Here is a 20,874-nt window from a genome sequence, read left to right on the forward strand (position 1 = left end):
CCGTAGGATCTACTGCCCTGGACACCGTCGCCGAGGGGAGGCCCGTTGACCGTGCACCTGCGCGCGGCGTCCCGCGCCGACCCGCTGCCGGTGCTCGCCGCCGCCCGCCGGATCACCGACGACCTGCGCGACGGCCTCTCGGGCACCCGCGCGCGCCGCGCCGCGCACGGTCTGCGGCGCCTGTTCGGCTTCCCCGGGCTCGGGCTCACCGACCTGTCCGGGTCGCTGCTGTGGTCGGGACGGCCCGGGCCGGACGCGGTCGTCGCGACGGTGCTCGACGGCGTGCTCCACACCGAGGAACCCGGCTCCGCGCCGGACGTTCTGGTGCTGCCGCTGCACGTCCGCGACGAGCTGGCCGGGGCGCTGCTGGTCGTCGGCGACGTCCGGGAGGCGGTCGCGGCCCAGGCCGCGGATCTGGTCGTGCAGGCCCTCGAGCGCGGGCGGCTCGAGGCGTCGGCGGACCAGGCGGCGCAGGCCGAGCTGCGGGCACTGCGGGCCGAGATGTCGCCGCACTTCGTCTACAACGCGCTGACCGTCATCGCGTCGCTGGTGCGTTCGGACCCCGACCGCGCTCGCGACCTGATGCTCGACTTCGCCGACTACACGCGCTACAGCCTCGCTCGCCACGGCGAGTACACAGTGGTCGCCGAAGAGTTCCGCGCGATCGAGACGTACCTGGCGCTGCAGCGGGCGGTGCTCGGCGAACGGCTGCGGGTCCAGGTGCGGGTCGCGCCGGAGATCCTCGCCGTCGCGGTGCCGTACCTCGTGCTGGAGCCGTTGGTGGAGAACGCGATCCGGCACGGCATCGAGCCGCGCTCGGGCACCGGCCTGGTCCAGGTGCACGGCCAGGCGGAAGGGAACGACTGCGTGATCTTCGTCGAAGACGACGGGGTCGGCATGGACCCGAAACGCGCGGCGGACATCCTGGCCGGGCGCACCGGCGAGGACGACCCCGCGGGTCTTGGGCTGGCCAATGTGGACAGACGCCTGCGGGACGTCTACGGCGCCTGGTACGGCCTGACCGTCGAAACCGAGGTCGGCGCCGGGACCCGGGTGATCGTGCGGGTGCCGCGGTTCCAGCCGGGGGTGCTGCCGTGACTTCGCTTCGGGTACTGGCCGTCGACGACCTGGCGCCCGCGCTCGACGAGCTGTGCCGCATGCTGCGCGAAGCGCCCGAAGTCGGCGAAGTCGTCGGCGCGGGTGACGCGCTGAAGGCGTTGAAGCTGCTTCAGGCGGATCGCTTCGACGCGGTGTTCCTGGACATTTCGATGCCCGGCCTCGACGGGCTCGAGCTCGCGTCGCTTCTGGCGAAGCTGAGCGAGCCGCCGGTGATCGTGTTCGTCACCGCGCACGACGGCCACGCCGTGACGGCGTACGGCATCGGCGCGGTCGACTACCTGCTCAAGCCGGTCCGCGCGGAACGGCTGTCGGCGGCGCTGGCGAAGGTGCTGCGGATGGCGACCCCGGCGTCGCGGCCGACCCCGGACGCGATGGCCGCGCTGCCGGTGGAGTCGGGCGGCCGGACGCGGTACGTCCGCCGCGACGACGTGCTGTTCGTGGAAGCCCACGGCGACTACGTCCGGCTGCACACGCGGGGTGGCGTCCACTTGGTGCGGATGCCGATCTCGCGGCTCGAGGAGTACTGGGAGGGCACGGGGTTCAGCCGGGTCCACCGCGGGTTCCTGCTGTCGGTGGGCGCGGTGCTGGAGCTGCGCAGCGACAGCGCGGGCGGGCTCTTGGCGCACACGGAGGCGGGCGACGTCCCGGTCAGCCGCCGGCACGCGCGCGACCTGCGCGACCGGCTGCTGGAAGCGGCGCAACGCGGTCAGCTCGGGCCGGGCGCGCGATGAGCAGGATCCGCCGGGTCGCCGTCACGAGCCCGCAGACCCGCCTCGCCCACGCGCGCCGCCGGTCGCGCCACCGCTGGCGCCAGCCCCGGCTCCCGGCGAGCGACACCCAGCGCGCCACCGCGTTGTACCGCGCGCAACGCCGTCGCGGCATCCCCGCTCTTGTCCTGATGTTCGCGTTGTTGCTCGGCCTGCCCGGCCTCTTCGCGATCTTCCCGGGCCTGGACACCGTGCGGCTGCTGGGAATCCCGGTGTCCTGGCTGATGATCGCGGTCCTCCCCTACCCCGTGATGGCCGTCCTGGCCCGCTGGCAGCTGCGCCGCGCCGAGCGCCTCGAGGACGACCAGTGACCCCAGCGCCCCAATGTGGCCTTCGGTGCGTCACACGCACCCAAGGCGGCCTTCGGTGCGTCAGACGCAACCAAGGCCGCATTGGGGCGCTCGAGAGCGGGGCCGGGTAGTGGGTGTCGCGCTCGCCGTCGCCCCCGTCGTGCTGGTGACGCTGCTCATCGGCGTCCGCGGGGTCGCCGCCATGCGCACGACATCGGACTTCCTCGTCGCCTCCCGCCGGATCTCGCCGCTGGTCAACTCGGCCGCCGTCTCGGGCGAATACCTGTCCGCCGCGTCGTTTCTCGGCGTCGCCGGGCTCGTCGTCAAGGACGGCATCGGCGCCCTCTGGTACCCGGTCGGCTTCACCGCCGGCTACATCGCGATGCTCGTCCTGGTGGCCGCGCCCATGCGCCGGTCGGGCGCGCTGACCGTTCCCGACTTCGCCGAAGCGCGCCTCAACTCCCCCGCCCTGCGCCGCCTGGCCGCGGTGGTCGTCCTGGTCATCGGCACCATCTACGTCGTCCCGCAGTTCCGCACCGCGGGCCTGGTGCTCACTGCGGTCGGTGGCACGCCGTACTGGGTCGGCGTGGTGCTGGCGGGCGCCGCGGTCAGCGTCACCCTCGCGCTCGGCGGGATGCGCGCGGCGACGTACGTGCAGGCGTTCCAGTTCGTGCTGAAGCTGCTGCTGTTCCTCATCCCGGCGATCTGGCTGGTGCTGCAGGCCGGCGCGGTCAACCGGGCCGACGCCCTGCACCCCGTCGAGTTCACCCACTTCACCCGCGAGACGCCGGTGCGCTTCGAAGTCGACGTCACCATGGAGATCCGCGAGCCGACCGCCGTGCGCGTCAACGGCGTCCCGCGGACCCTGCCCCCGGGCGAGTTCACCGCGCACAGCCAGGACGACGTCGTGTTCGGCGAAGGCACCGCGGTCCCGGCCGTCCGCGGCGGCGCCCCGCTCGGCGGGCACGACTGGCAGCGGCCGCTGCTCGACCTCGGCGACGAGGGCTACCCGCTGCTCGGGACGTGGGCCGTGCTCATCGCGACCATGCTCGGCACGATGGGCCTGCCGCACGTGCTCATGCGCTTCCACACCAGCCCCGACGGCCGCGCCGCGCGCCGCACCGCCGCGATCACCGTCGCGCTGCTCGGCGTCTTCTACCTCTTCCCCGGCGTCTACGGCGTCCTCGGCCGCGTCCTCGTGCCCGGCCTCTACCTGTCCGGTGCGACGGACACCGTCGTCGTCGCGCTTCCGTACCAAGTGGACAGTGGCTGGGCCGGCGGCCTCTTCACGGCGCTGCTGACGGCGGGCGCGTTCGCCGCGTTCCTGGCGACGTCGCTCGGGCTGCTGCTGGTGATGTCCGGCGCGATCGCGCACGACCTCGTGCCCGGCGGGCTGCGCCGGCTGCGGATCGCGGTGTTCGGCGTCGCCGCGATCATGGTGCTGCTCGCGCTGCGCTCGGCCGAGCTCGACGCCGGGGTGCTCGTCACGTGGGGCTTCACCGTCGCCGCGTCGACGTTCTGCCCGCTGCTCGTGCTCGGCATCTGGTGGCCGCGGCTGACGGCGGCCGGCGGGATCGCCGGGGTGCTGACCGGGCTCGTCGCGTCGTCCGGCTCGATCCTGTTCGCCCTCGCCGGCCCGGACCTGCACGGCTGGGTGGCGATCTTGGTGCAGCAACCGGCACCCTGGTCGGTACCGCTGGCATTCGGCGTAATGGCGTTGGTCTCGCTGCGGGGCCGGCCACCCGCCTGGTCGACGGCGGCGATGCTGCGCCTGCACCTGGACGAACCCCGTTCGACGGGACCACGCGACCGTTCGTCAACCGTTCGTCGTCTGGCCCGGCTGTTGAGCCGCTGAATCTTCACGCGAGACTCACGCGTCCCTACGGTGTCGCACGTCACTTTCCGCAACGTCGCAGGGAGCAGCGATGAGCACGACGGACACCGGCGGCGGGCCCCCGGACACGTCAGAGACCGTCTGGGAACGCGCCCACGAAAGCACCGAGTTCCGGGAGCTGCGCAGCCGCCTGCGCCGGTTCGTCTTCCCGATGACGGCGGTCTTCCTCCTCTGGTACCTGCTGTACGTGCTGCTCGCGGACTACGCGCACGGCTTCATGAGCACGAAGGTCTTCGGCAACATCAACGTCGGCTTGATCTTCGGCCTGCTGCAGTTCGTCTCGACGTTCGTCATCACCGGCCTCTACGTCCGGTACGCCAACCGGAAGCTCGACCCGGTCGCGGAGAAGATCCGCGAGGACATCGAGGGTGACTCTCCGAAGGAGCAGGCATGACGAACATCGCCGCGGGTGTGGAAGGCAGCAACCCGCTCCTCAACATCCTCATCTTCGCCGCCTTCGTGGTCGTCACGCTGGTGATCGTGTTCCGGGCCAGCCGCAACACGAAGACGGCGTCGGACTACTACGCCGCCGGCCGCGCCTTCACCGGCCCGCAGAACGGCATCGCGATCTCGGGCGACTACCTGTCGGCCGCGTCGTTCCTCGGCATCGCGGGCGCCATCGCGATCAACGGCTACGACGGCTTCCTCTACTCCATCGGCTTCCTCGTGGCGTGGCTCGTCGCGCTGCTGCTGGTCGCGGAACTGCTGCGCAACACCGGCAAGTTCACGATGGGCGACGTGCTGGCGTTCCGGATGAAGCAGCGCCCGGTGCGGGCCGCGGCCGCGACGTCGACGCTGGCCGTGTCGTTCTTCTACCTGCTGGCCCAGATGGCCGGCGCGGGCGGTCTCGTCGCGCTGCTGCTGGTCGCGGAACTGCTGCGCAACACCGGCAAGTTCACGATGGGCGACGTGCTGGCGTTCCGGATGAAGCAGCGCCCGGTGCGGGCCGCGGCCGCGACGTCGACGCTGGCCGTGTCGTTCTTCTACCTGCTGGCCCAGATGGCCGGCGCGGGCGGTCTCGTCGCGCTGCTGCTCGGCGTCGAAGGCGGTGGCGCGCAGGCCATCGTGATCGCCGTGGTCGGCATCATCATGATCGCCTACGTCCTGATCGGCGGCATGAAGGGCACCACCTGGGTGCAGATCATCAAGGCCGCGCTGCTGATCGTCGGCGCGCTCGTGATCACCCTGTGGGTGCTGGGCAAGTACAACTTCAACTTCTCCACCCTGCTGCAGGCCGCCGTCGACAAGGCGGGCAAGGCCGGCGAGACGCTGCTCGGCCCGGGCAAGCAGTACGGCGCGACCGGAACGTCCAAACTGGACTTCTTCTCCCTCGGCATCGCGCTGGTGCTGGGCACCGCCGGACTCCCGCACGTCCTGATGCGCTTCTACACGGTGCCGACGGCCCGCGACGCGCGGCGCTCGGTGGTCTGGGCGATCGTGCTGATCGGCGTGTTCTACCTGTTCACGCTGGTGCTGGGCTACGGCGCCGGTGCGCTGGTCGGACCGGACACGATCAAGAAGGCACCGGGCGGGGTCAACTCCGCGGCCCCGCTGCTGGCTTTGGAGCTCGGCGGGCCGGTGCTGCTGGGCCTGATCTCCGCGGTCGCCTTCGCGACGATCCTCGCGGTGGTGGCGGGCCTGACGATCACGGCGTCGGCGTCCTTCGCCCACGACGTCTACGCGAACGTCGTCAAGCGCGGCAAGACGTCGCCGGACTCCGAGGTCAAGGTCGCCCGGATCACCGCGGTGGTGATCGGCGCCCTCGCCATCGGCGGCGGCATCCTGGCCAACGGGCAGAACGTCGCGTTCCTGGTGGCGCTGGCCTTCGCGGTCGCGGCGTCGGCCAACCTGCCGACGATCCTCTACTCGCTGTTCTGGAAGCGGTTCAACACCCAGGGCGCGCTGTGGTCGATCTACGGCGGCCTGGCCATCACGATCGTGCTGATCGTGTTCTCGCCGGCGGTGTCCGGCAAGAGCACGTCGATGATCAAGACCGTGGACTTCGCCTGGTTCCCGCTGAGCAACCCCGGCATCGTCTCGATCCCGGCCGCGTTCATCCTGGGCTGGCTGGGCACGGTCCTGTCCAAGGAGCACGACGAGAAGAAGTACGCCGAGATGGAGGTCCGCTCCCTGACCGGCGCGGGCGCCGAAAAAGCGGTCGTTCACTGATTCCACCGACCCCGAAGGCCGTCGCGAGGGTGTTCCCGATCCCCTCGCGGCGGCCTTCGGCCATCAGTACGGCAGTTTTCCTTCGGCGACCCCCGCGAGCGTCGCTTCGAGCTGCTTCCGGACGTACTGCCAGAGCCCGCCACCCAGCGAGATCCTCGCCACCCCCAGTTCGGCGAGGCCGCCGAGCCCCGGGCTGCCCGGCCACGCGGGCGCGTTGACGGCGCCGCCGACGCCCTGCACGAACGCCGCGAGCACCTCGGGGGTGCGCAGGTGGATCGGGTAGACGCAGTCCGCGCCCGCCTCGAGGTACGCCCGCGCCCGGGCGATGCCGTCGGCGAGGTGGTCCTTCGGGTCGACACCGCGGAACGAGTCGACGCGGGCGTTGATCACCAGGCCGTCACCCGCCGCGTCGCGCAGGGCGGCGATCCGCTCCGCCTGCTCGGCGACCGGCCGCACCCCGCCGGTGGCGTGGTCGGTGTCCTCGAAGTTGCAGCCGACCGCGCCGGCGTCGGCCAGCCGTCCGGCCAGCTCGGCGCCGGAGAGGCCGTAGCCCGACTCGGCGTCGACGGTCACCGGCACGCTCACGGCGTTCGCGATACGTCTCGCCGCGGCGAACATTTCGTCCGCGGGCGCCTGCTCGCCGTCGGCGAACCCGAGCGCGGCGGCCACGGCGACCGAGCTGGTCGCGACGGCCGCGAACCCGGCGGCCTCGACGAGCTTGGCCGTGTCGGCGTCCCACGCGTTCGGCAGGACCAGGGGCTTGCCGGGAACGTGCAGCGCCTTGAGCGCGGCGGCCGTCACGAGTCGCGCTTCGGGAGCGGCGTGTGGCTGGTGATCGTCATCCGGTTCCAGCTGTTGATCGCGATGACCTCCCACGCGACCGCCTGGTACTGCTCCTCGGTGAACACCCGCGCGGCCTCTTCGCAGACGTCGTCGGGGACGCTCTGGGTCGCGGACAGCTTGGTCATCGCCTCGGTGAGGGCGAGGGCGGCCTGCTCCTGCTCGGTGAAGAGGTCCGTCTCGCGCCAGCCGTCGAGCACGAACAGCCGCCGCGGCGACTCGCCCAGCTCCAGGGCGTCGCGGGAATGCATGTCGAGGCAGTACGCGCAGCCGTTGATCTGGGACGCGCGGGTCTTCACCAGTTCGAGCAGCTTGGGGTCGAGGCCGGCGTTCGCCCCGGCCTTGTTGACCGCGGCCTGCAGGTTCGCCATCGCCTGGTAGAGCTCGGGCGCGTGCCCGAGACCGATTCGCTTCGTCATGACGTCCACGCTAGCCCGAACTGGTCCACGAGTATGGTCCAGTGACATGGCAGATTCGTGGTCCAGTTCCGGCCTCGACGTCCACCTCGGCTGGGAGCCGTCGACCGGCCGGAGCGGTCTCGCCGACGCGATCCGGACGGCGATCCGGGAGGGCCGGTGGCAGCCGGACGCGGCGGTGCCGTCGACCCGCGCGCTGGCTTCCGACCTGGGCATCGCGCGCGGCACGGTGACGCGGGTGTACGCCGACCTGGCCGCCGAGGGCTACCTGCGCACGGCCCAGGGCGCGCCGACCCGCGTGGCGACGGCGGGCTCGCTTCCGCAGTCCGCGCCGAGGCAGGCGCCCCGAGATCCGGCACCGCGCTGGGACCTGCGACCGGGGCGGCCGGATCTGACGGCGTTCCCGCGCCAGGCGTGGATCACCGCGACCCGGCGGGCCCTGCTGCGGACCCCGGCGTCGGCGTTCGGCTACGAGTCGGAGCTGGGCGCGCCCGAGCTGCGGGACACCTTGGCGGGATATCTCGCCCGGGCCCGCGGGGTGGTCGCCGACCCGGCGCGGATCGTGGTGTGCCACGGGTATTCGCACGCGATCGCGGTGCTGTCCCGGGCGTTGTTCTCTTTGGGTGTCGGCGAAATGGCGTTCGAGAACCCGTCGTTGGGCATGTACCGCTCGATCGCGGCGGCGCAAGGCCCGCGGGTGGTCGGCGTCCCGGTGGACGAGGACGGCTTGGATGTGTCCGCTTTGGACAGTCCAGCGGTGGTGGTGACGGCGGCGCACCAGTACCCGACGGGCGTGACGCTGGCCCCGCACCGCCGCGCGGCCCTGACCCGCTCCGGCGCGATCGTCCTGGAGGACGACTACGACGGCGAATTCCGCTTCGACCACCAGCAGGTCGGTGCGCTGCAGGCGCTGGCCCCGGAGCGGGTGGTGTACGCGGGCACGGCGAGCAAGACCCTCGCGCCCGCCTTGCGCCTCGCGTGGCTGGTGCTGCCTCGGAAGCTGGTGGAGCCGGTCCGCGCGGCGATGGCCGACAGTGGTTCCCGACCGGCACTGCTGAACCAGCTGGCCCTGGCGGAGCTGATCGACTCGGGCGCGTACGACCAGCATGTGCGCCGCAGCCGGGCGGAGTACCGCTCGCGGCGGGTCCGGCTGCTGGCGGCGTTGCCGGAAACGGTCCGCCCCCAGGGCATCGCGGCGGGGTTGCACTTGCTGTTGATGCTTCCCCCGGACGGCCCATCGGAGGCAACGGCATTGGCAGCCTGCCGTCGGCGAGCGATCGGCATCGAGGGGCTGGACGGGTATTGGATGGGCGACGAGCGCCCGGGAGGCTTGATAGTCGGCTACGCGGCAGCACCGAAGCACGCGTTCGCGGGCGCGACCCAGACGCTGGTGGAAGCGCTGTGGGAGATCACCGCCTGACCGCGCACTTACTTACCGCGCGCCACTTCCGCCACTGCCCGGCCCGCTTTCGCCGACACTCGCCTCGCCCACCACTCAAGCTGCCGCCACCACGAGGCCGCCGCGGCCAGCGGCCGCACATGACACTTCCGTCACGGCCACCTCCCTACCGTCCTGGCCGCACTTGCCACCCGCGCCTCGCCCGCCACTCAAGGCTCCCCCACCACGAGGCCGCCGCGGCCAGCGGCCGCACATGACACTTCCGTCACGGCCACCTCCCTACCGTCCTGGCCGCACTTGCCACCCGCGCCTCGCCCGCCACTCAAGGCTCCCCCACCACGAGGCCGCCGCGGCCAGCGGCCGCACATGACACTTCCGTCACGGCCACCTCCCTACCGTCCTGGCCGCACTTGCCACCCGCGCCTCCCCCGCCACTCAAGGCTCCCACCGCCAAGCCGCCACACATCCCACTCCAGCGCCGACCACCTCCTCGGCTGCCCTACCCGCGCTCGCCACTGCCGTCGCCGACCACCTCCCCCACCAAGCCGCCCCCGCCGCCCGGCCGTCCGCGGGCCACCCCACCGGGGCGGCCCGCGACAACCGTCAGAACCAGCAGCCGGGCCGAACCCGGATCAGTTCCGTCCGCAGCACCGGCGTCCCATCGACCGGCGCGGGATCCTCCGCGGTCGGCTGGATTCCCCCGGCAGCCACCTTGTCCAGCGTCCTCAACCCCTCGGCTCCGACCGTGCCGAACACCGTGTAGTTCGGTCGCAGCGCGGAATCGCCGTACACGACGAAGAACTGCGAACCGTTCGTGTCCGGGCCGGCGTTGGCCATCGCCAGCAGCCCGCGCGCGTACACCCGGCGCGTACCGGTCGGATCGGTCGGCGCCGGCGGCAGGTCCACCGGCAGCTCGTCCTTGTACTTGTACCCCGGCCCGCCCTCGCCGGTCGCGCTCGGGTCGCCGCACTGCAGGACCTTCAACGTCGGGTACGCGGTCAGCCGGTGGCACACCGTGTGGTCGTAGAACCGGTGCCGCGCCAGGTGCAGGAAGCTCTGCACCGTGCACGGCGCCTTCGCGCGGTCGAGCGTCAGCGGCAGCGCGCCCTGGCTGGTCGGGACCGCGACGTCCACCTTCCCGCGGCTCGGCGTGTGCCGCGGGTCGGGCGGCAGCGGCACCGGCCGCGCGGCCGGCTCATCCGGCGTTTCGGTGTACTGGCACGGCCCGTGCGTCGTCTTCGGCGGCGCCGCGTCGGCCGCGGTCGCGACGCCGTTGCCCGCCACGAACAACGCGCCGGCCGCCAGCGCGGTGACGAGTGTCTTCTTCATCCTGCACGCCCTCCCAGTGATCGCCCGGTTCCGGAGCGCCCCGCAGTCTAGGGCCCGCCACCGACAGGAATAACCGGCGAAAGTCGCCCCTGTCAGCCCATCGGGTGAATCGCAGGGCCGGAACCCCGGAAATTGTCGGACCCCCGGCGCACGATGTGGATCACGCGGCAGACCCGCCGCACCGCGAAGGGGGAAGTCATGGCAAACCGTCGAAGAACCATTGCGGCGACGGCGTTTTCGCTGCTGATCGGGATCACACTGACGATCAGGAAGGGCCACCCTGCCTTGCAGCGCAGTCTCAGACTCCCCAGCGGCGCGGCATCGGCCCTGCGAATCCGCAGCCGGCTGTCTCCGCGCACCGACGCATCAGCGCCGCGAATCCGCGACCGCTCATCCGTTCGGCTCCCGCACGCCGGGGCGGCAACGCCGCAGACCCGCGACCGCTGCTCCACCAACCAGCCCCCGCACGGCGAAACCTCAGCCCCACAGACCCGCGGCCGTCCCACCAATCAACCCTGCGCGGCGCGACCTCAGCCCCACGACCACTTCACCAACCAGCCCCCGCGCGGCGAAGCCTCAGCCCCGCAGATCCGCGATCAGCTCATCCGCGGCAGCGAACGGATCGATCTCCCGCGCCACCACCCGCTCAGCCACCCCCGCCAGCCGTCCCCCGCCCCGCAGGTCCGCCAGCTCGGCCCGCAACCGCCGCACGGCGATGGCCTCGACCTCGTCACGCGCCCGCGCGATCCGGCGCCGGCCCAGCTCGTCGTGCGCCACCAGCCAGTCGTGGTGCGCGGCCAGCGCCGCCACCACCTCGTCGACGCCTTCACCCTTCGCCGCGACGGTCCGCACGATCGGCTGGCGCCAGCTCGCGCCCCGGAGCTCGCGGCGCGCCAGCGAAATCATCTGCTTGAGGTCGTGCACCGTCGCGTCGGCGCCCTCGCGGTCGGCCTTGTTCACGACGAACACGTCGGCGATCTCCAGCACCCCGGCCTTCGCCGCCTGGATGCCGTCGCCCATCCCCGGCGCGAGCAGCACCACCGTGGTGTCGGCCAGCTTCACGACGTCCACTTCGGACTGTCCGACGCCGACGGTCTCGATCAGCACCACGTCGAAGCCGGCGGCGTCGAGCACGCGCACCGCCTGCGGGGTCGCCCACGACAGCCCGCCGAGGTGCCCGCGCGTGGCCATCGAGCGGATGAAGACGCCGGGGTCGGTGGCGTGCTCGGTCATCCGGATCCGGTCCCCGAGCAGCGCACCGCCCGAAAACGGCGAAGACGGGTCGATCGCGAGCACCCCGACCCGCTTGCCCTCCGCTCGCAGCGCGGTGAGCAGTGCCGACGTCGAGGTCGACTTGCCGACGCCGGGCGGGCCGGTGAGCCCGACGACCCGGGCCCGCCCGGTGTGCGGGGTCAGTGCCCGCGCGATCTCGGCGACGCGGGGGTGGGCGTCCTCGACGAGCGACAGCAGCCGCGCGACGGCACGGTGCTGCCCGTCCCGCGCGCGGCCGACCAGGTCGTCGAGGTCGAGTGCACCGGCCACTTACGCGGACGGCACCCGCAGCAGGAGGGCGTCGCCCTGGCCGCCGCCACCGCAGAGAGCGGCCGCGCCGAGCCCGCCACCGCGGCGGCGCAGCTCGTGGATCAGGTGCACGGCGAGGCGGGCACCGGAGGCGCCGATCGGGTGGCCGAGGGCGATGGCGCCGCCGTTGACGTTGACCTTCTCCGGGTCGAGGCCGAGCTTCTCGGTCGAAACCAAGCCGACGGCGGCGAAGGCCTCGTTGATCTCGACGAGGTCGAGCGCGTCGGCGCCGAGCTTCGCCTTCGCCAGCGCGGCGAGGATGGCGTTCGACGGCTGCTCGTGCAGGCTCGCGTCCGGCCCGGAAACGACGCCGTGCGCGCCGATCTCGGCGATCGGCGTCAGGCCGAGCTCCTCGGCCTTCGCCTTGCTGGCCACGACGATCGCGGCGGCGCCGTCCGAGATCTGCGACGCCGAGCCCGCGGTGATGGTGCCGTCCGAGGCGAAGGCGGGGCGCAGCTTGGCGAGGCCTTCGGCGGTGGTGTCGGCGCGGACGCCCTCGTCGGTGTCGAAGACGACCGGGTCGCCCTTGCGCTGCGGGATGGAGACCGGCGCGATCTCGTCGGCGAAGTAGCCGTTCTTGATCGCCTCGGCGGCGCGCTGGTGGGAGCGGGCGGAGAACGCGTCCTGCTGCTCGCGGGTGACGCCGTAGCGGGAGTTGTACTTCTCCGTCGAGGCGCCCATGGCGACCTGGTCGAAGGCGCAGAAGAGGCCGTCGTAGGCCATGTGGTCGACGAGCGTGGTGTCGCCGTACTTGAAGCCGGAGCGGGACTTCGGCAGCAGGTGCGGCGCCTGGGTCATCGACTCCTGGCCGCCGGCGACGACGAGGTCGAACTCGCCGGCCCGGATGAGCTGGTCGGCGAGCGCGATGGCGTCGAGGCCGGAGAGGCAGACCTTGTTGATCGTCAGCGCGGGCACGCTCATCGGGATGCCCGCGGCGACCGCGGCCTGGCGGGCCGGGATCTGGCCGGCGCCGGCGGTCAGCACCTGGCCCATGATCGTGTACTGCACCGCGTCCGGGGCGACCCCGGCGCGTTCGAGGGCCGCCTTGATCGCGACCCCGCCCAGCTGTGCCCCCGTGAAGTCCTTGAGGGATCCGAGCAGGCGCCCGATCGGCGTACGGGCGGCACCCAGGATCACGGAACCGGACACGGCGTCCTCCAAGCATCGGCGCATGGGCAGTTTTTCCGACCATACCCGGAGGGTGGGCTTCTTGATGGAGCCAGTGTGAGGCGGGGCACGCGAAGAATCGGGGTCGACGCCGGTCGGGGGCGCCCTATCCTGCGTCCATGAATGACGCCCTGCGGCCGTTCGTGACGGCCATCGACCACGTCGGCATCGCGGTCCCGGACCTGGACGCGGCCATCGAGTTCCACCGCGCGCACTTCGGCCTGGAAGTGGCGCACGAGGAGGTGAACGAAGAGCAGGGGGTGCGCGAGGCGATGCTGCGCGCGCCCGGCACGGCGGGCACGGAGACGCAGATCCAGCTGCTGGCCCCACTGCGCGACGACTCGGCGATCGGCAAGTTCCTGGCCAAGAGCGGCCCGGGCCTGCAGCAGCTGGCGTACCGCGTGTCCGATGTGGACGCGGCGGCGGCCGCCCTGCGCGAGCAGGGCCTGCGCCTGCTGTACGAGGCGGCCAAGCGCGGCACGTCCAACAGCCGCGTGAACTTCGTCCACCCGAAGGACGCGGGCGGCGTCCTGGTGGAGCTGGTGGAGCCGGCGAAGGACGCCGCCGCGCACTGACGCGAACCCGTCCGGGCACAACAACTCCGGCCCGTGCGAACCGCGCGCCGGTGACAAAGCGCGACGGGCACGCTAAGCCGGCGCCGTCTTCGAAACGAGGGCGTCGGCGATGAACGTCAGCTCGCCGTCGAACTCGGCGGGCAGGTCGTCGTCCGAATGGCGGGCCGTCGCGTGCCGGTGGCTGACCGCGCGGGCCAGCAGGCCCGACGCGCGGTCGACGTCCGCCGTGGGCAGGACGCCGCCCGTCGCCGCCACGATCACCGCGCGGACCTGCCGCACGAGCACCTGGAAGCGCTCGTGGAGGGCGTCGCGGACGACGTGGTGGGTGTCGGCTTCGCGCCACAGCAGGTGCGAGAGCCCGAGCGACCGGCTGAAGCGGTGGTCGAGTTCGCGGACGAGCCGCCGCAGGCTGCCCGCCAGGTCGCCGGGGACGACGACCACGGCCGGCTCGATGCGCTCGTCGGGCAGCCGCTCGACGAGCGCCGTGAGCAGGTCCGCCTTGTGCCGGAAGTAGTAGTGCACCAGCCCCTTCGGCACCCCGGCCTGCTCCGCGATGCGGGAAGTCGGGGTGGCGTCGAAGCCGGACTCGGCGAAGAGCGCCTCGGCGGCGCAGAGGATGCGCTCCTTCGCCGAATCCTCGGTCATGCGTGCCTCCTGCGGCGTCAGTGCTGGCCGGCGGTGCGGTGCGCGGCGTTCGCGACCGGCATGGCTGCCGCGCCGGCGATGACCGTCAGCACCCCGGCGATCCAGGACGTCCAGGAAGCGCCGTTGAACTCGGTGTACCCCATCACCCACGGCGCGATGAACAGCAGCACGCCGAGCGCGATCTGGATGCCTTCGCCGTAGACCATGCCCGGCATCGCCAGTGAGACCAGGCCGTCGAGTGCGATCAAGGCGCCCAAGATGACCATCGTCCACATCGCGGTCGTGTCCGTGCTCAGCCAAAGGGGTGAAAGAGCGGCGACCACCCCGATGACGACCTCGGCCCAATCGTGCGGCCGGGCCCAGGCGCGCGTAGAGACTTCACTCATTCGTGCTCACCTCCGTCGGTGAAACTGCTGGTCGGGTGGGTGTACCCAAAGCCGATCATCCGCTTGACTGGCCAGCCGGTCAAGACTGACCGGTCACAGTTCGACGTGTAATCGTGCCCTCCGTCTCGTACAGTTGTGTCCGCGAGTTACCGGCGAGTAATTTCTGCCGCCAACGCCGTTGACCCCCATCTCCGCGGAGGAACCGATGACGCAGCTCGGCGAGATCCAGCAGGCCATCCTGAACGGCGAGTCCGCCGCGGTCGGGTCCTTGCCCGTGCCCGAGAGCTACCGCGGGGTGACCGTGCACGCCGACGAGGTCGACATGTTCGAGGGCCTCGAGAGCCGGGACAAGGACCCGCGCAAGTCGCTGCACGTCGACGACGTCCCCGTCCCCGAGCTGGGCCCGGGCGAGGCGCTGGTCGCCGTGATGGCCAGCGCCATCAACTACAACACCGTGTGGACGTCGATCTTCGAACCGATCCCCACGTTCAAGTTCCTCAAGAAGTACGGGAAGCTCTCGCCGCTGGCCAAGCGGCACGACCTGCCCTACCACGTCGTCGGCTCGGACCTGTCCGGCGTCGTGCTGCGGACCGGCGTCGGCGTGCACAACTGGAAGCCGGGCGACGAGGTCGTCGCGCACTGCCTGAACGTCGAGCTCGAAGGCCCGGACGGGCACAACGACACGATGCTCGACACCGAGCAGCGGATCTGGGGCTTCGAGACGAACTTCGGCGGCCTCGCCGAGGTCGCGCTGGTCAAGGCCAACCAGCTGATGCCGAAGCCGGACCACCTGACCTGGGAGGAAGCCGCCTCCCCCGGCCTGGTCAACTCCACCGCCTACCGCCAGCTCGTCTCGCGCAACGGCGCGGACATGAAGCAGGGTGACGTCGTCCTGATCTGGGGCGCGTCCGGCGGCCTCGGCTCCTACGCGACGCAGTACGCGCTGAACGGCGGCGCGATCCCCGTCTGCGTCGTCTCCAGCCCGGAAAAGGCGGCGATCTGCCGCAAGCTCGGCGCCGAGCTGATCATCGACCGCAGCGCCGAGGACTACAAGTTCTGGAAGAGCGACACCGAGCAGGACCCGAAGGAGTGGCAGCGCTTCGGCGCGAAGATCCGCGAGCTGACCGGCGGCGACGACCCGGACATCGTGTTCGAGCACCCGGGCCGGGAGACGTTCGGCGCGTCGGTCTACGCCGCGCGCAAGGGCGGCACGATCGTCACGTGCGCGTCGACCTCGGGGTACATGCACCAGTACGACAACCGCTACCTGTGGATGAACCTCAAGCGGATCATCGGCTCCCACTTCGCGAACTACCGCGAGTCCTGGGAGGCCAACCGGCTGATCGCGAAGGGCCTGATCCACCCGACGCTGTCGAAGACGTACGCGCTCGAAGACACCGGGCAGGCCGCGCTCGACGTCCACCGCAACGCCCACCAGGGCAAGGTCGGCGTGCTCGCGCTCGCCCCGCAGGAGGGCCTCGGCGTCCGCGACGAGGAGAAGCGCGCGAAGCACATCGAGGGGATCAACGCGTTCCGCGGCGCCTGAGCCGCGCCGGCGGGCCGGGGCCCCGGTGGCGGAAACCGCCGGGGTCCGGCCCGATCGGGCCAGTTCCTCCCGCCGCGTCACACGGCACGTTCGGCGCACCGCACGGGTGCTCACCCTTCCGTGACCCGGCTGCGACTACGGTAGGCCCATGAGCCTTGGCGATGAACGGGAGCTTGTGCCGCTGGGAGCCGGCTTCGACGTGGCGAAGCGCGGGTACAGCCGAGCGCAGGTCGACGAGCACCTCGAACGGCTGGACGCCGACCTCAAGATGCTCACCGCCGACCGGGACGCGGCCATCGCGCAGGCCGGCGACCTGGCCCGGCAGCTGGAGATCGCGCGCGGCGAGATCGCGGACCTGCGCGGGCAGGTCGACCGCCTCGCCCAGCCGCCGACGAGCGTCGAAGGTCTCTCCGAACGGCTTCAGCGGATGCTGCGCCTCGCGCAGGACGAGTCCGCCGACACGCGGGCCCGCGCCGAGGCCGAGGCCGGGCACATCCGGGCCAAGGCCGAGACGGACGCGAGCGCCATGCGCGCCCGTTACGAGCAGCTGCTCACCGAGCTCGACCTGCGCCGCAAGGAGATGGAGGCGGAGCACCGCAAGGTGCTCGAAGACGCCCGCGCGGAGGCCAAGAAGATCACCGACGAGGCCGAAGCCGAGCGCAACCGGCTCGACACCGAGTCGTCGGACCGCCGCACGAAGGTCGAAGAGGACTTCGAGATCGCGATGGCCTCGCGCCGCACCGAGGCGATGCGGGTACTGGCCGAGCAGGAGGCCGCGAGCAAGGCCGAGGCCGCCCGCCGCGTCCAGGAGGCGACGCAGGACGCCGCCGACATCCGCGCGAAGGTCCTCGAAGAGGAGAAGGCCGCGAAGGCGGACATCGAACGCCGTCAGCGCGAGTCCGTCGCGGAGGCGAACAAGCGCCGTCAGGACTCGATCACCGAGGCGAACGCCCGGCTCGCGGAGGCCGCCGACGAGGCGCGGCGCCGCGTGACGACGGCGACCGAGGAGTCGAACCGGCGGATCACCCAGGCCAACGAGCGCGTCGACGCGCTGCGGAAGGTGCGCGGCGGGCTCGCCGAGCAGGTCCGCGCGGCGCGGGCGGTGCTGGCCGAGGCGCACACCGTCCTCGGCGACGAGGTCAAGGTCCCCGCGGACGTCACGGCCGACCTGAAGGCGGAGGACCTGAAGGCCGACACCGGGAAGACGGCGCCGGTGGGCGACGTCGAGGAGACGATCCGCATCAAGGCGTCCGACGTCCCGAAGCCGAAGCAGACCCCCAAACCGGCTCCCAAGCCCGCGCCGAAGCCCGCTCCGCGGGCGAGCGGAGCGCAGAAAGCGACTGGCGAGTAACCTTCCACCCGACACGGGCGCGGACGAGCCTGCGCGGTCGGTACCGACCGGCTATCGTCCCTGCTCACGCGGGATCACCTGGAGGTTTTGCGCATGGGTGCGGCATATCGGACCGTGGTGGTGGGCACGGACGGCTCGGAGTCCTCGTTCGCGGCGGTGGACCGCGCGGCGGCGGTGGCCGGCGACGCGGGCGCCACGCTCGTCATCGCGTGCGCGTACTACCCGGCCAGCAAGTCCGACGTCGACAAGGCCCAGGACGTCCTCGGCGACGAGGCGTACCAGGTCGTCGGCTCGGCGCCGGCCGAGGACACGCTGCAGTCGGCGCGTGACCGCGCGACGCGCGCGGGTGCGGAGAAGATCGACACGGTCGCGGTGAAGGGCGACCCGGTCGACTCGCTGCGCAAGGTCGTGCACGAGCGCGAGGCCGACCTGCTGGTGGTCGGCAACCGAGGGCTGAACACGATCGCCGGCCGCATCCTGGGCTCGGTGCCGTCGGAGGTGGCGCGAAAGTCCGGCGTGGACGTGCTGATCGTCCACACGACCTGAGCCGGTGACCGACCCGAGCGAGGAGCTCCAGCAGCGGCTCGAGCGCGTCCTGCTCGGCGGCAGGCGGAAGTACACCCGGCTCGAAGTGGCCGAAAAGGCCGGCGTGCCCGACGAGCGGTCACGCCGGCTCTGGCGTGCGCTGGGGTTCGCGACGGTCCGCGACGACGAGGTCGTCTTCACCGACGCCGACGTCGAGGCGATGCGCACGGCGGACCAGCTGGTCCAGTCGGGACTGATCGACCCGAGCATCGAGGTGTCGGTGACGCGCGCGCTCGGCCAGCACCTGTCGCGGCTGGCCGAGTGGCAGGTCGACATGCTGTGGGAGCTGATCCGCGACCAGCCGGAGCTGGGCCGCAACGAGCGTCAGGTGGCGCGGTTGGTCGACCGGCTGCTCCCGGAGCTGGAGCGGGTCCAGAACTTCGTCTGGCGCCGCCACCTGGCGGCGTACGCGGGCCGGGCGTTCGCGGCCGCGGGCGACAACGTGGAGACGCGCACCGAGGTGGTCGGCTTCGTCGACATGGTGGGCTACACGCGCCTGACGCGCCAGATCGACGAAGAAGAGCTGAGCCGGGTCTTGGACGCGTTCGAGACGCTGGCAACGGAGGTGATCGCCGAGCACCACGGCCGAGTGGTGAAGATGATCGGCGACGAGGTCCTGTTCGTCGCGGACGCGGCGGTCGACGCGGCGGAGATCGCCTTGGCCTTGACCGAACGCACCTCAGCGGACGAGAGCCTGCCGGCGGTCCGCGCGGGGATGGCATCGGGCCGGATCTTGTCGCGCTTCGGGGACGTGTACGGCTCGGTGGTCAACTTGGCGGCCCGCCTGACGTCGGTGGCCCGCCCGGGGACGATCTTGGTGGATCGTGAGCTGGCTTCGGAGCTTTCGGAGGAGAAGGCGTACGAGCTCCGGATGCGCCGGCCGGTGACGGTCCGCGGGTACAACCGCCTCCGCCCGGCAGCGCTGCGGCGGGCGAGTGAGGCACCGACGGGGATGTTCGCGAGTTCGCAACAGCTGGCGGCGGAGATGCTGGGTCTCACGGACCCGGCGGCTCGGGTGCCGGCGGAACGGGAGACCGCGCCCGAGGACGAGGTAACCGAGCCACCCTCTCCCCGCCGCCGACGCCGGCGGCGCATCCTCTGATTCCTCGCCACTTGCCTGGGCATGCACCGCTGCGCAGCTGGTTGCTGCCAAGTCCAGGGCCTACAACCACCTCCGCCGACAGCGCTGCGGCGGGCGAGTGAGGCACCGACGGGGATGTTCGCGAGTTCGCAGCAACTGGCGGCGGAGATGCTGGGGTTGACGGACCCAGCGGCCGAGCCGTCGACCCGGGGCGAGGCACGTCCTCGCCGTGGGCGGCGAGGACGCATTCGCTGAATCTCGGCTCGCCGGCTGTCCGGCGCTCCGAGTGAAGCCAGGTCGCCGGGGCCGATGCCTCACGACATTGTCGGCACTGAGGCGCGCACCTGGGCACTGGCTGGCCTGAGGACGGTAAAGGCGGGTGTGCTGTGGAGCACAGGCTCGGCTAAGTTCACCTTCCGTTCATTTCCGGCCATACATCGGTTCAGGTGAGCGGGTGACAGTTCATCCGGTGTACAACGTTTGGCCAACGACACCCGGAGGCGATCATGCTCGAGAGCGTCGGCGTTGTCGGTGCGCTCGCGACAGCAGGAATGATCGTGCGGCAAGTACTGATCCTCGCCATAGCTCTGCGCGGCACGAAACCCAGCGAGCGTCCGGCGATCATCCGTGCCCTGGCGGACTTCACCCATGCGGCAAGGCCGCGACGGAAGAGCGTCCGTTGATCAGGCGTCGAAGTCGACCGTGATCTCCTCCGAGACCGGGTACGACTGGCACGTCAGCACGAACCCCGCCGCCACCTCCGACTCCTCCAGCGCGAAGTTCCGCCGCAGGTCCACCTTCCCCTCCGTCACCCGCGCCCGGCACGTCCCGCACACTCCGCCCTTGCACGCGAACGGCAGATCCGGCCGGAACTTCTGCGCCCCGTCCAGCACCGAAGACGTCCGCGGCAACGTCATCGTCGACGAGCGGCCATCCAAGACCACCTTCACCTCGGACGACTCTCCCGCCACCGCCGGGTCGAGATGCGCAACCGGTGAAGGGGGCGTGTCGACGTAGAACAGCTCCTGGTGGATTCGTGCCCGGGGCACCGAAAGCGAAGTCAGCAGCTCCTGTGCGCCCGAGACCATCTCGAACGGGCCGCACAGCCACCAATGGTCCACTGAGGACACCGGCACCAGGGACGAGAACAACGAACGCAGCTTCGGCACGTCCAAGCGCCCCGTGAACAGCTCCGCCTCGCGGGGCTCGCGCGACAGCACGTGGATCAGCTCCAGGCGCGAGGGCGCGCGGTCCTTCAGGTCCGCCAGCTCGTCCGCGAACATCACCGTGTCCGTGCGGCGGTTTCCATACAGCACAGTAACTGTGGCCTCGGAAAAGCGCAGCAGCGACGACACGATCGACAGCACCGGTGTGATGCCCGAGCCCGCCGCGATCAGCACGTGGTGACCACCCGCGGACAAGTCCGGGGTGAACGATCCCGTCGGTGTCGCCACCTCGATCGTGTCGCCCGGGCGGACCTCGTTGACCAGCCACGACGAGAACAAGCCGTCCGGGACCAGGCGGACGCCCACCCGCGGCGCCGCTCCCGCCGGGGCGCAGATCGAGTACGACCGGCGCTCGTCGCGGCCCTCGATCGACCGCCGCAACGTCAGCGACTGGCCCGGCTTGAAGTCGTACTCCGCCGCCAGCGACGAAGGCACGTCGAACGTCACCGCGACCGCGTCGTCGCACAACCGCGTGACGCCCGCGACCTTCAGGGGATGGAACGCCACC

General features: G+C 71.6%; 21 protein-coding genes. 13 read left to right on the forward strand and 8 right to left on the reverse strand.

Annotated elements, in window-relative coordinates:
• Nucleotides 1–51: 51 nt before the first annotated feature.
• The 6 genes from ABFJ78_RS48110 to ABFJ78_RS48135 all read left to right on the forward strand — a co-directional run bounded on the left by ABFJ78_RS48110 (nucleotide 52) and on the right by ABFJ78_RS48135 (nucleotide 6,239).
• Entirely contained in the window at nucleotides 52–1,098 is a 1,047-nt protein-coding gene (locus tag ABFJ78_RS48110) for a sensor histidine kinase (protein ID WP_436394392.1), read from the forward strand.
• Nucleotides 1,095–1,850: a LytR/AlgR family response regulator transcription factor gene (locus ABFJ78_RS48115; protein WP_436394267.1), complete on the forward strand. Its 756-nt coding sequence runs from the start codon at nucleotides 1,095–1,097 to the stop codon at nucleotides 1,848–1,850. The genes ABFJ78_RS48110 and ABFJ78_RS48115 overlap by 4 nt, the downstream gene beginning before the upstream one ends.
• A complete protein-coding gene (locus ABFJ78_RS48120) occupies nucleotides 1,847–2,197 on the forward strand; it encodes a hypothetical protein (RefSeq protein WP_436394268.1) in 351 nt (116 codons plus the stop codon). Before ABFJ78_RS48115 ends, ABFJ78_RS48120 begins: the two co-directional genes overlap by 4 nt.
• A gap of 109 nt (nucleotides 2,198–2,306) precedes the next feature.
• Entirely contained in the window at nucleotides 2,307–4,031 is a 1,725-nt protein-coding gene (locus tag ABFJ78_RS48125) for a cation acetate symporter (protein ID WP_436394270.1), read from the forward strand.
• Nucleotides 4,032–4,101: 70 nt separating this feature from the next.
• The gene (locus ABFJ78_RS48130) at nucleotides 4,102–4,464 is read left to right on the forward strand and encodes a DUF485 domain-containing protein (protein ID WP_436394272.1); all 363 of its coding nucleotides are present in this window, start codon (nucleotides 4,102–4,104) and stop codon (nucleotides 4,462–4,464) included.
• Entirely contained in the window at nucleotides 4,461–6,239 is a 1,779-nt protein-coding gene (locus ABFJ78_RS48135) for a solute symporter family protein (protein WP_436394273.1), read from the forward strand. Before ABFJ78_RS48130 ends, ABFJ78_RS48135 begins: the two co-directional genes overlap by 4 nt.
• 63 nt (nucleotides 6,240–6,302) lie before the next feature.
• Here ABFJ78_RS48135 and ABFJ78_RS48140 read toward each other — a convergent pair whose 3' ends face one another.
• Together ABFJ78_RS48140 and ABFJ78_RS48145 are read right to left on the reverse strand one after the other, a co-directional pair.
• Nucleotides 6,303–7,040, reverse strand: coding sequence for an isocitrate lyase/PEP mutase family protein (locus ABFJ78_RS48140; protein WP_436394275.1), 738 nt, complete (start codon nucleotides 7,038–7,040; stop codon nucleotides 6,303–6,305).
• The gene (locus ABFJ78_RS48145; protein WP_436394276.1) at nucleotides 7,037–7,498 is read right to left on the reverse strand and encodes a carboxymuconolactone decarboxylase family protein; all 462 of its coding nucleotides are present in this window, start codon (nucleotides 7,496–7,498) and stop codon (nucleotides 7,037–7,039) included. Before ABFJ78_RS48145 ends, ABFJ78_RS48140 begins: the two co-directional genes overlap by 4 nt.
• 46 nt (nucleotides 7,499–7,544) lie before the next feature.
• On the opposite strand from ABFJ78_RS48145, the gene ABFJ78_RS48150 reads away from it, so the two are divergent.
• On the forward strand, nucleotides 7,545–8,915 hold the full coding sequence (locus ABFJ78_RS48150; protein WP_436394278.1) for a PLP-dependent aminotransferase family protein: 1,371 nt from the start codon (nucleotides 7,545–7,547) through the stop codon (nucleotides 8,913–8,915).
• A gap of 582 nt (nucleotides 8,916–9,497) precedes the next feature.
• Here the strand turns inward: ABFJ78_RS48150 and ABFJ78_RS48155 are convergent.
• The 3 genes from ABFJ78_RS48155 to ABFJ78_RS48165 form a co-directional block, all read right to left on the reverse strand.
• Entirely contained in the window at nucleotides 9,498–10,223 is a 726-nt protein-coding gene (locus tag ABFJ78_RS48155) for a peptidylprolyl isomerase (protein WP_436394280.1), read from the reverse strand.
• A gap of 576 nt (nucleotides 10,224–10,799) precedes the next feature.
• Nucleotides 10,800–11,765, reverse strand: a complete 966-nt coding sequence (meaB, locus tag ABFJ78_RS48160; protein ID WP_436394282.1) for a methylmalonyl Co-A mutase-associated GTPase MeaB — start codon at nucleotides 11,763–11,765, stop codon at nucleotides 10,800–10,802.
• Nucleotides 11,766–12,953 (reverse strand): acetyl-CoA C-acetyltransferase, encoded by a 1,188-nt coding sequence (locus ABFJ78_RS48165; protein ID WP_436394284.1) that lies wholly within the window; start codon nucleotides 12,951–12,953, stop codon nucleotides 11,766–11,768.
• A gap of 137 nt (nucleotides 12,954–13,090) precedes the next feature.
• Between ABFJ78_RS48165 and mce the strand changes: the two genes are divergently transcribed.
• Complete coding sequence (gene mce, locus ABFJ78_RS48170) at nucleotides 13,091–13,546, forward strand: methylmalonyl-CoA epimerase (protein WP_436394286.1); 456 nt, start codon at nucleotides 13,091–13,093, stop codon at nucleotides 13,544–13,546.
• A 72-nt stretch (nucleotides 13,547–13,618) separates the two neighbouring features.
• On the opposite strand, the gene ABFJ78_RS48175 is transcribed toward mce, so the two are convergent.
• The gene (locus ABFJ78_RS48175) at nucleotides 13,619–14,191 is read right to left on the reverse strand and encodes a TetR/AcrR family transcriptional regulator (RefSeq protein ID WP_436394287.1); all 573 of its coding nucleotides are present in this window, start codon (nucleotides 14,189–14,191) and stop codon (nucleotides 13,619–13,621) included.
• A gap of 17 nt (nucleotides 14,192–14,208) precedes the next feature.
• The gene (locus ABFJ78_RS48180) at nucleotides 14,209–14,577 is read right to left on the reverse strand and encodes an SPW repeat domain-containing protein (protein WP_285454977.1); all 369 of its coding nucleotides are present in this window, start codon (nucleotides 14,575–14,577) and stop codon (nucleotides 14,209–14,211) included.
• Between the two features lie 205 nt (nucleotides 14,578–14,782).
• Between ABFJ78_RS48180 and ccrA the strand changes: the two genes are divergently transcribed.
• From ccrA to ABFJ78_RS48205, 5 genes are all read left to right on the forward strand, one after another.
• A complete protein-coding gene (gene ccrA, locus ABFJ78_RS48185) occupies nucleotides 14,783–16,123 on the forward strand; it encodes a crotonyl-CoA carboxylase/reductase (RefSeq protein WP_436394290.1) in 1,341 nt (446 codons plus the stop codon).
• Nucleotides 16,124–16,298: 175 nt separating this feature from the next.
• On the forward strand, nucleotides 16,299–17,474 hold the full coding sequence (locus ABFJ78_RS48190) for a chromosome segregation protein (protein ID WP_436394393.1): 1,176 nt from the start codon (nucleotides 16,299–16,301) through the stop codon (nucleotides 17,472–17,474).
• Nucleotides 17,475–17,567: 93 nt separating this feature from the next.
• On the forward strand, nucleotides 17,568–18,020 hold the full coding sequence (locus tag ABFJ78_RS48195; RefSeq protein ID WP_034284441.1) for a universal stress protein: 453 nt from the start codon (nucleotides 17,568–17,570) through the stop codon (nucleotides 18,018–18,020).
• Nucleotides 18,021–18,024: 4 nt separating this feature from the next.
• Entirely contained in the window at nucleotides 18,025–19,161 is a 1,137-nt protein-coding gene (locus ABFJ78_RS48200; RefSeq protein ID WP_436394292.1) for an adenylate/guanylate cyclase domain-containing protein, read from the forward strand.
• A 485-nt stretch (nucleotides 19,162–19,646) separates the two neighbouring features.
• Nucleotides 19,647–19,823, forward strand: coding sequence for a hypothetical protein (locus ABFJ78_RS48205; RefSeq protein ID WP_436394294.1), 177 nt, complete (start codon nucleotides 19,647–19,649; stop codon nucleotides 19,821–19,823).
• Here ABFJ78_RS48205 and paaE read toward each other — a convergent pair whose 3' ends face one another.
• Nucleotides 19,824–20,873 carry a 1,2-phenylacetyl-CoA epoxidase subunit PaaE gene (gene paaE, locus ABFJ78_RS48210; protein ID WP_436394295.1) on the reverse strand — a complete coding sequence of 350 codons (1,050 nt, stop codon included), beginning with the start codon at nucleotides 20,871–20,873 and terminating at the stop codon, nucleotides 19,824–19,826.
• Nucleotide 20,874 lies beyond the last annotated feature (1 nt).

The sequence above is a fragment of the Amycolatopsis sp. MEPSY49 genome, assembly GCF_051337345.1.
Lineage (GTDB): Bacteria > Actinomycetota > Actinomycetes > Mycobacteriales > Pseudonocardiaceae > Amycolatopsis.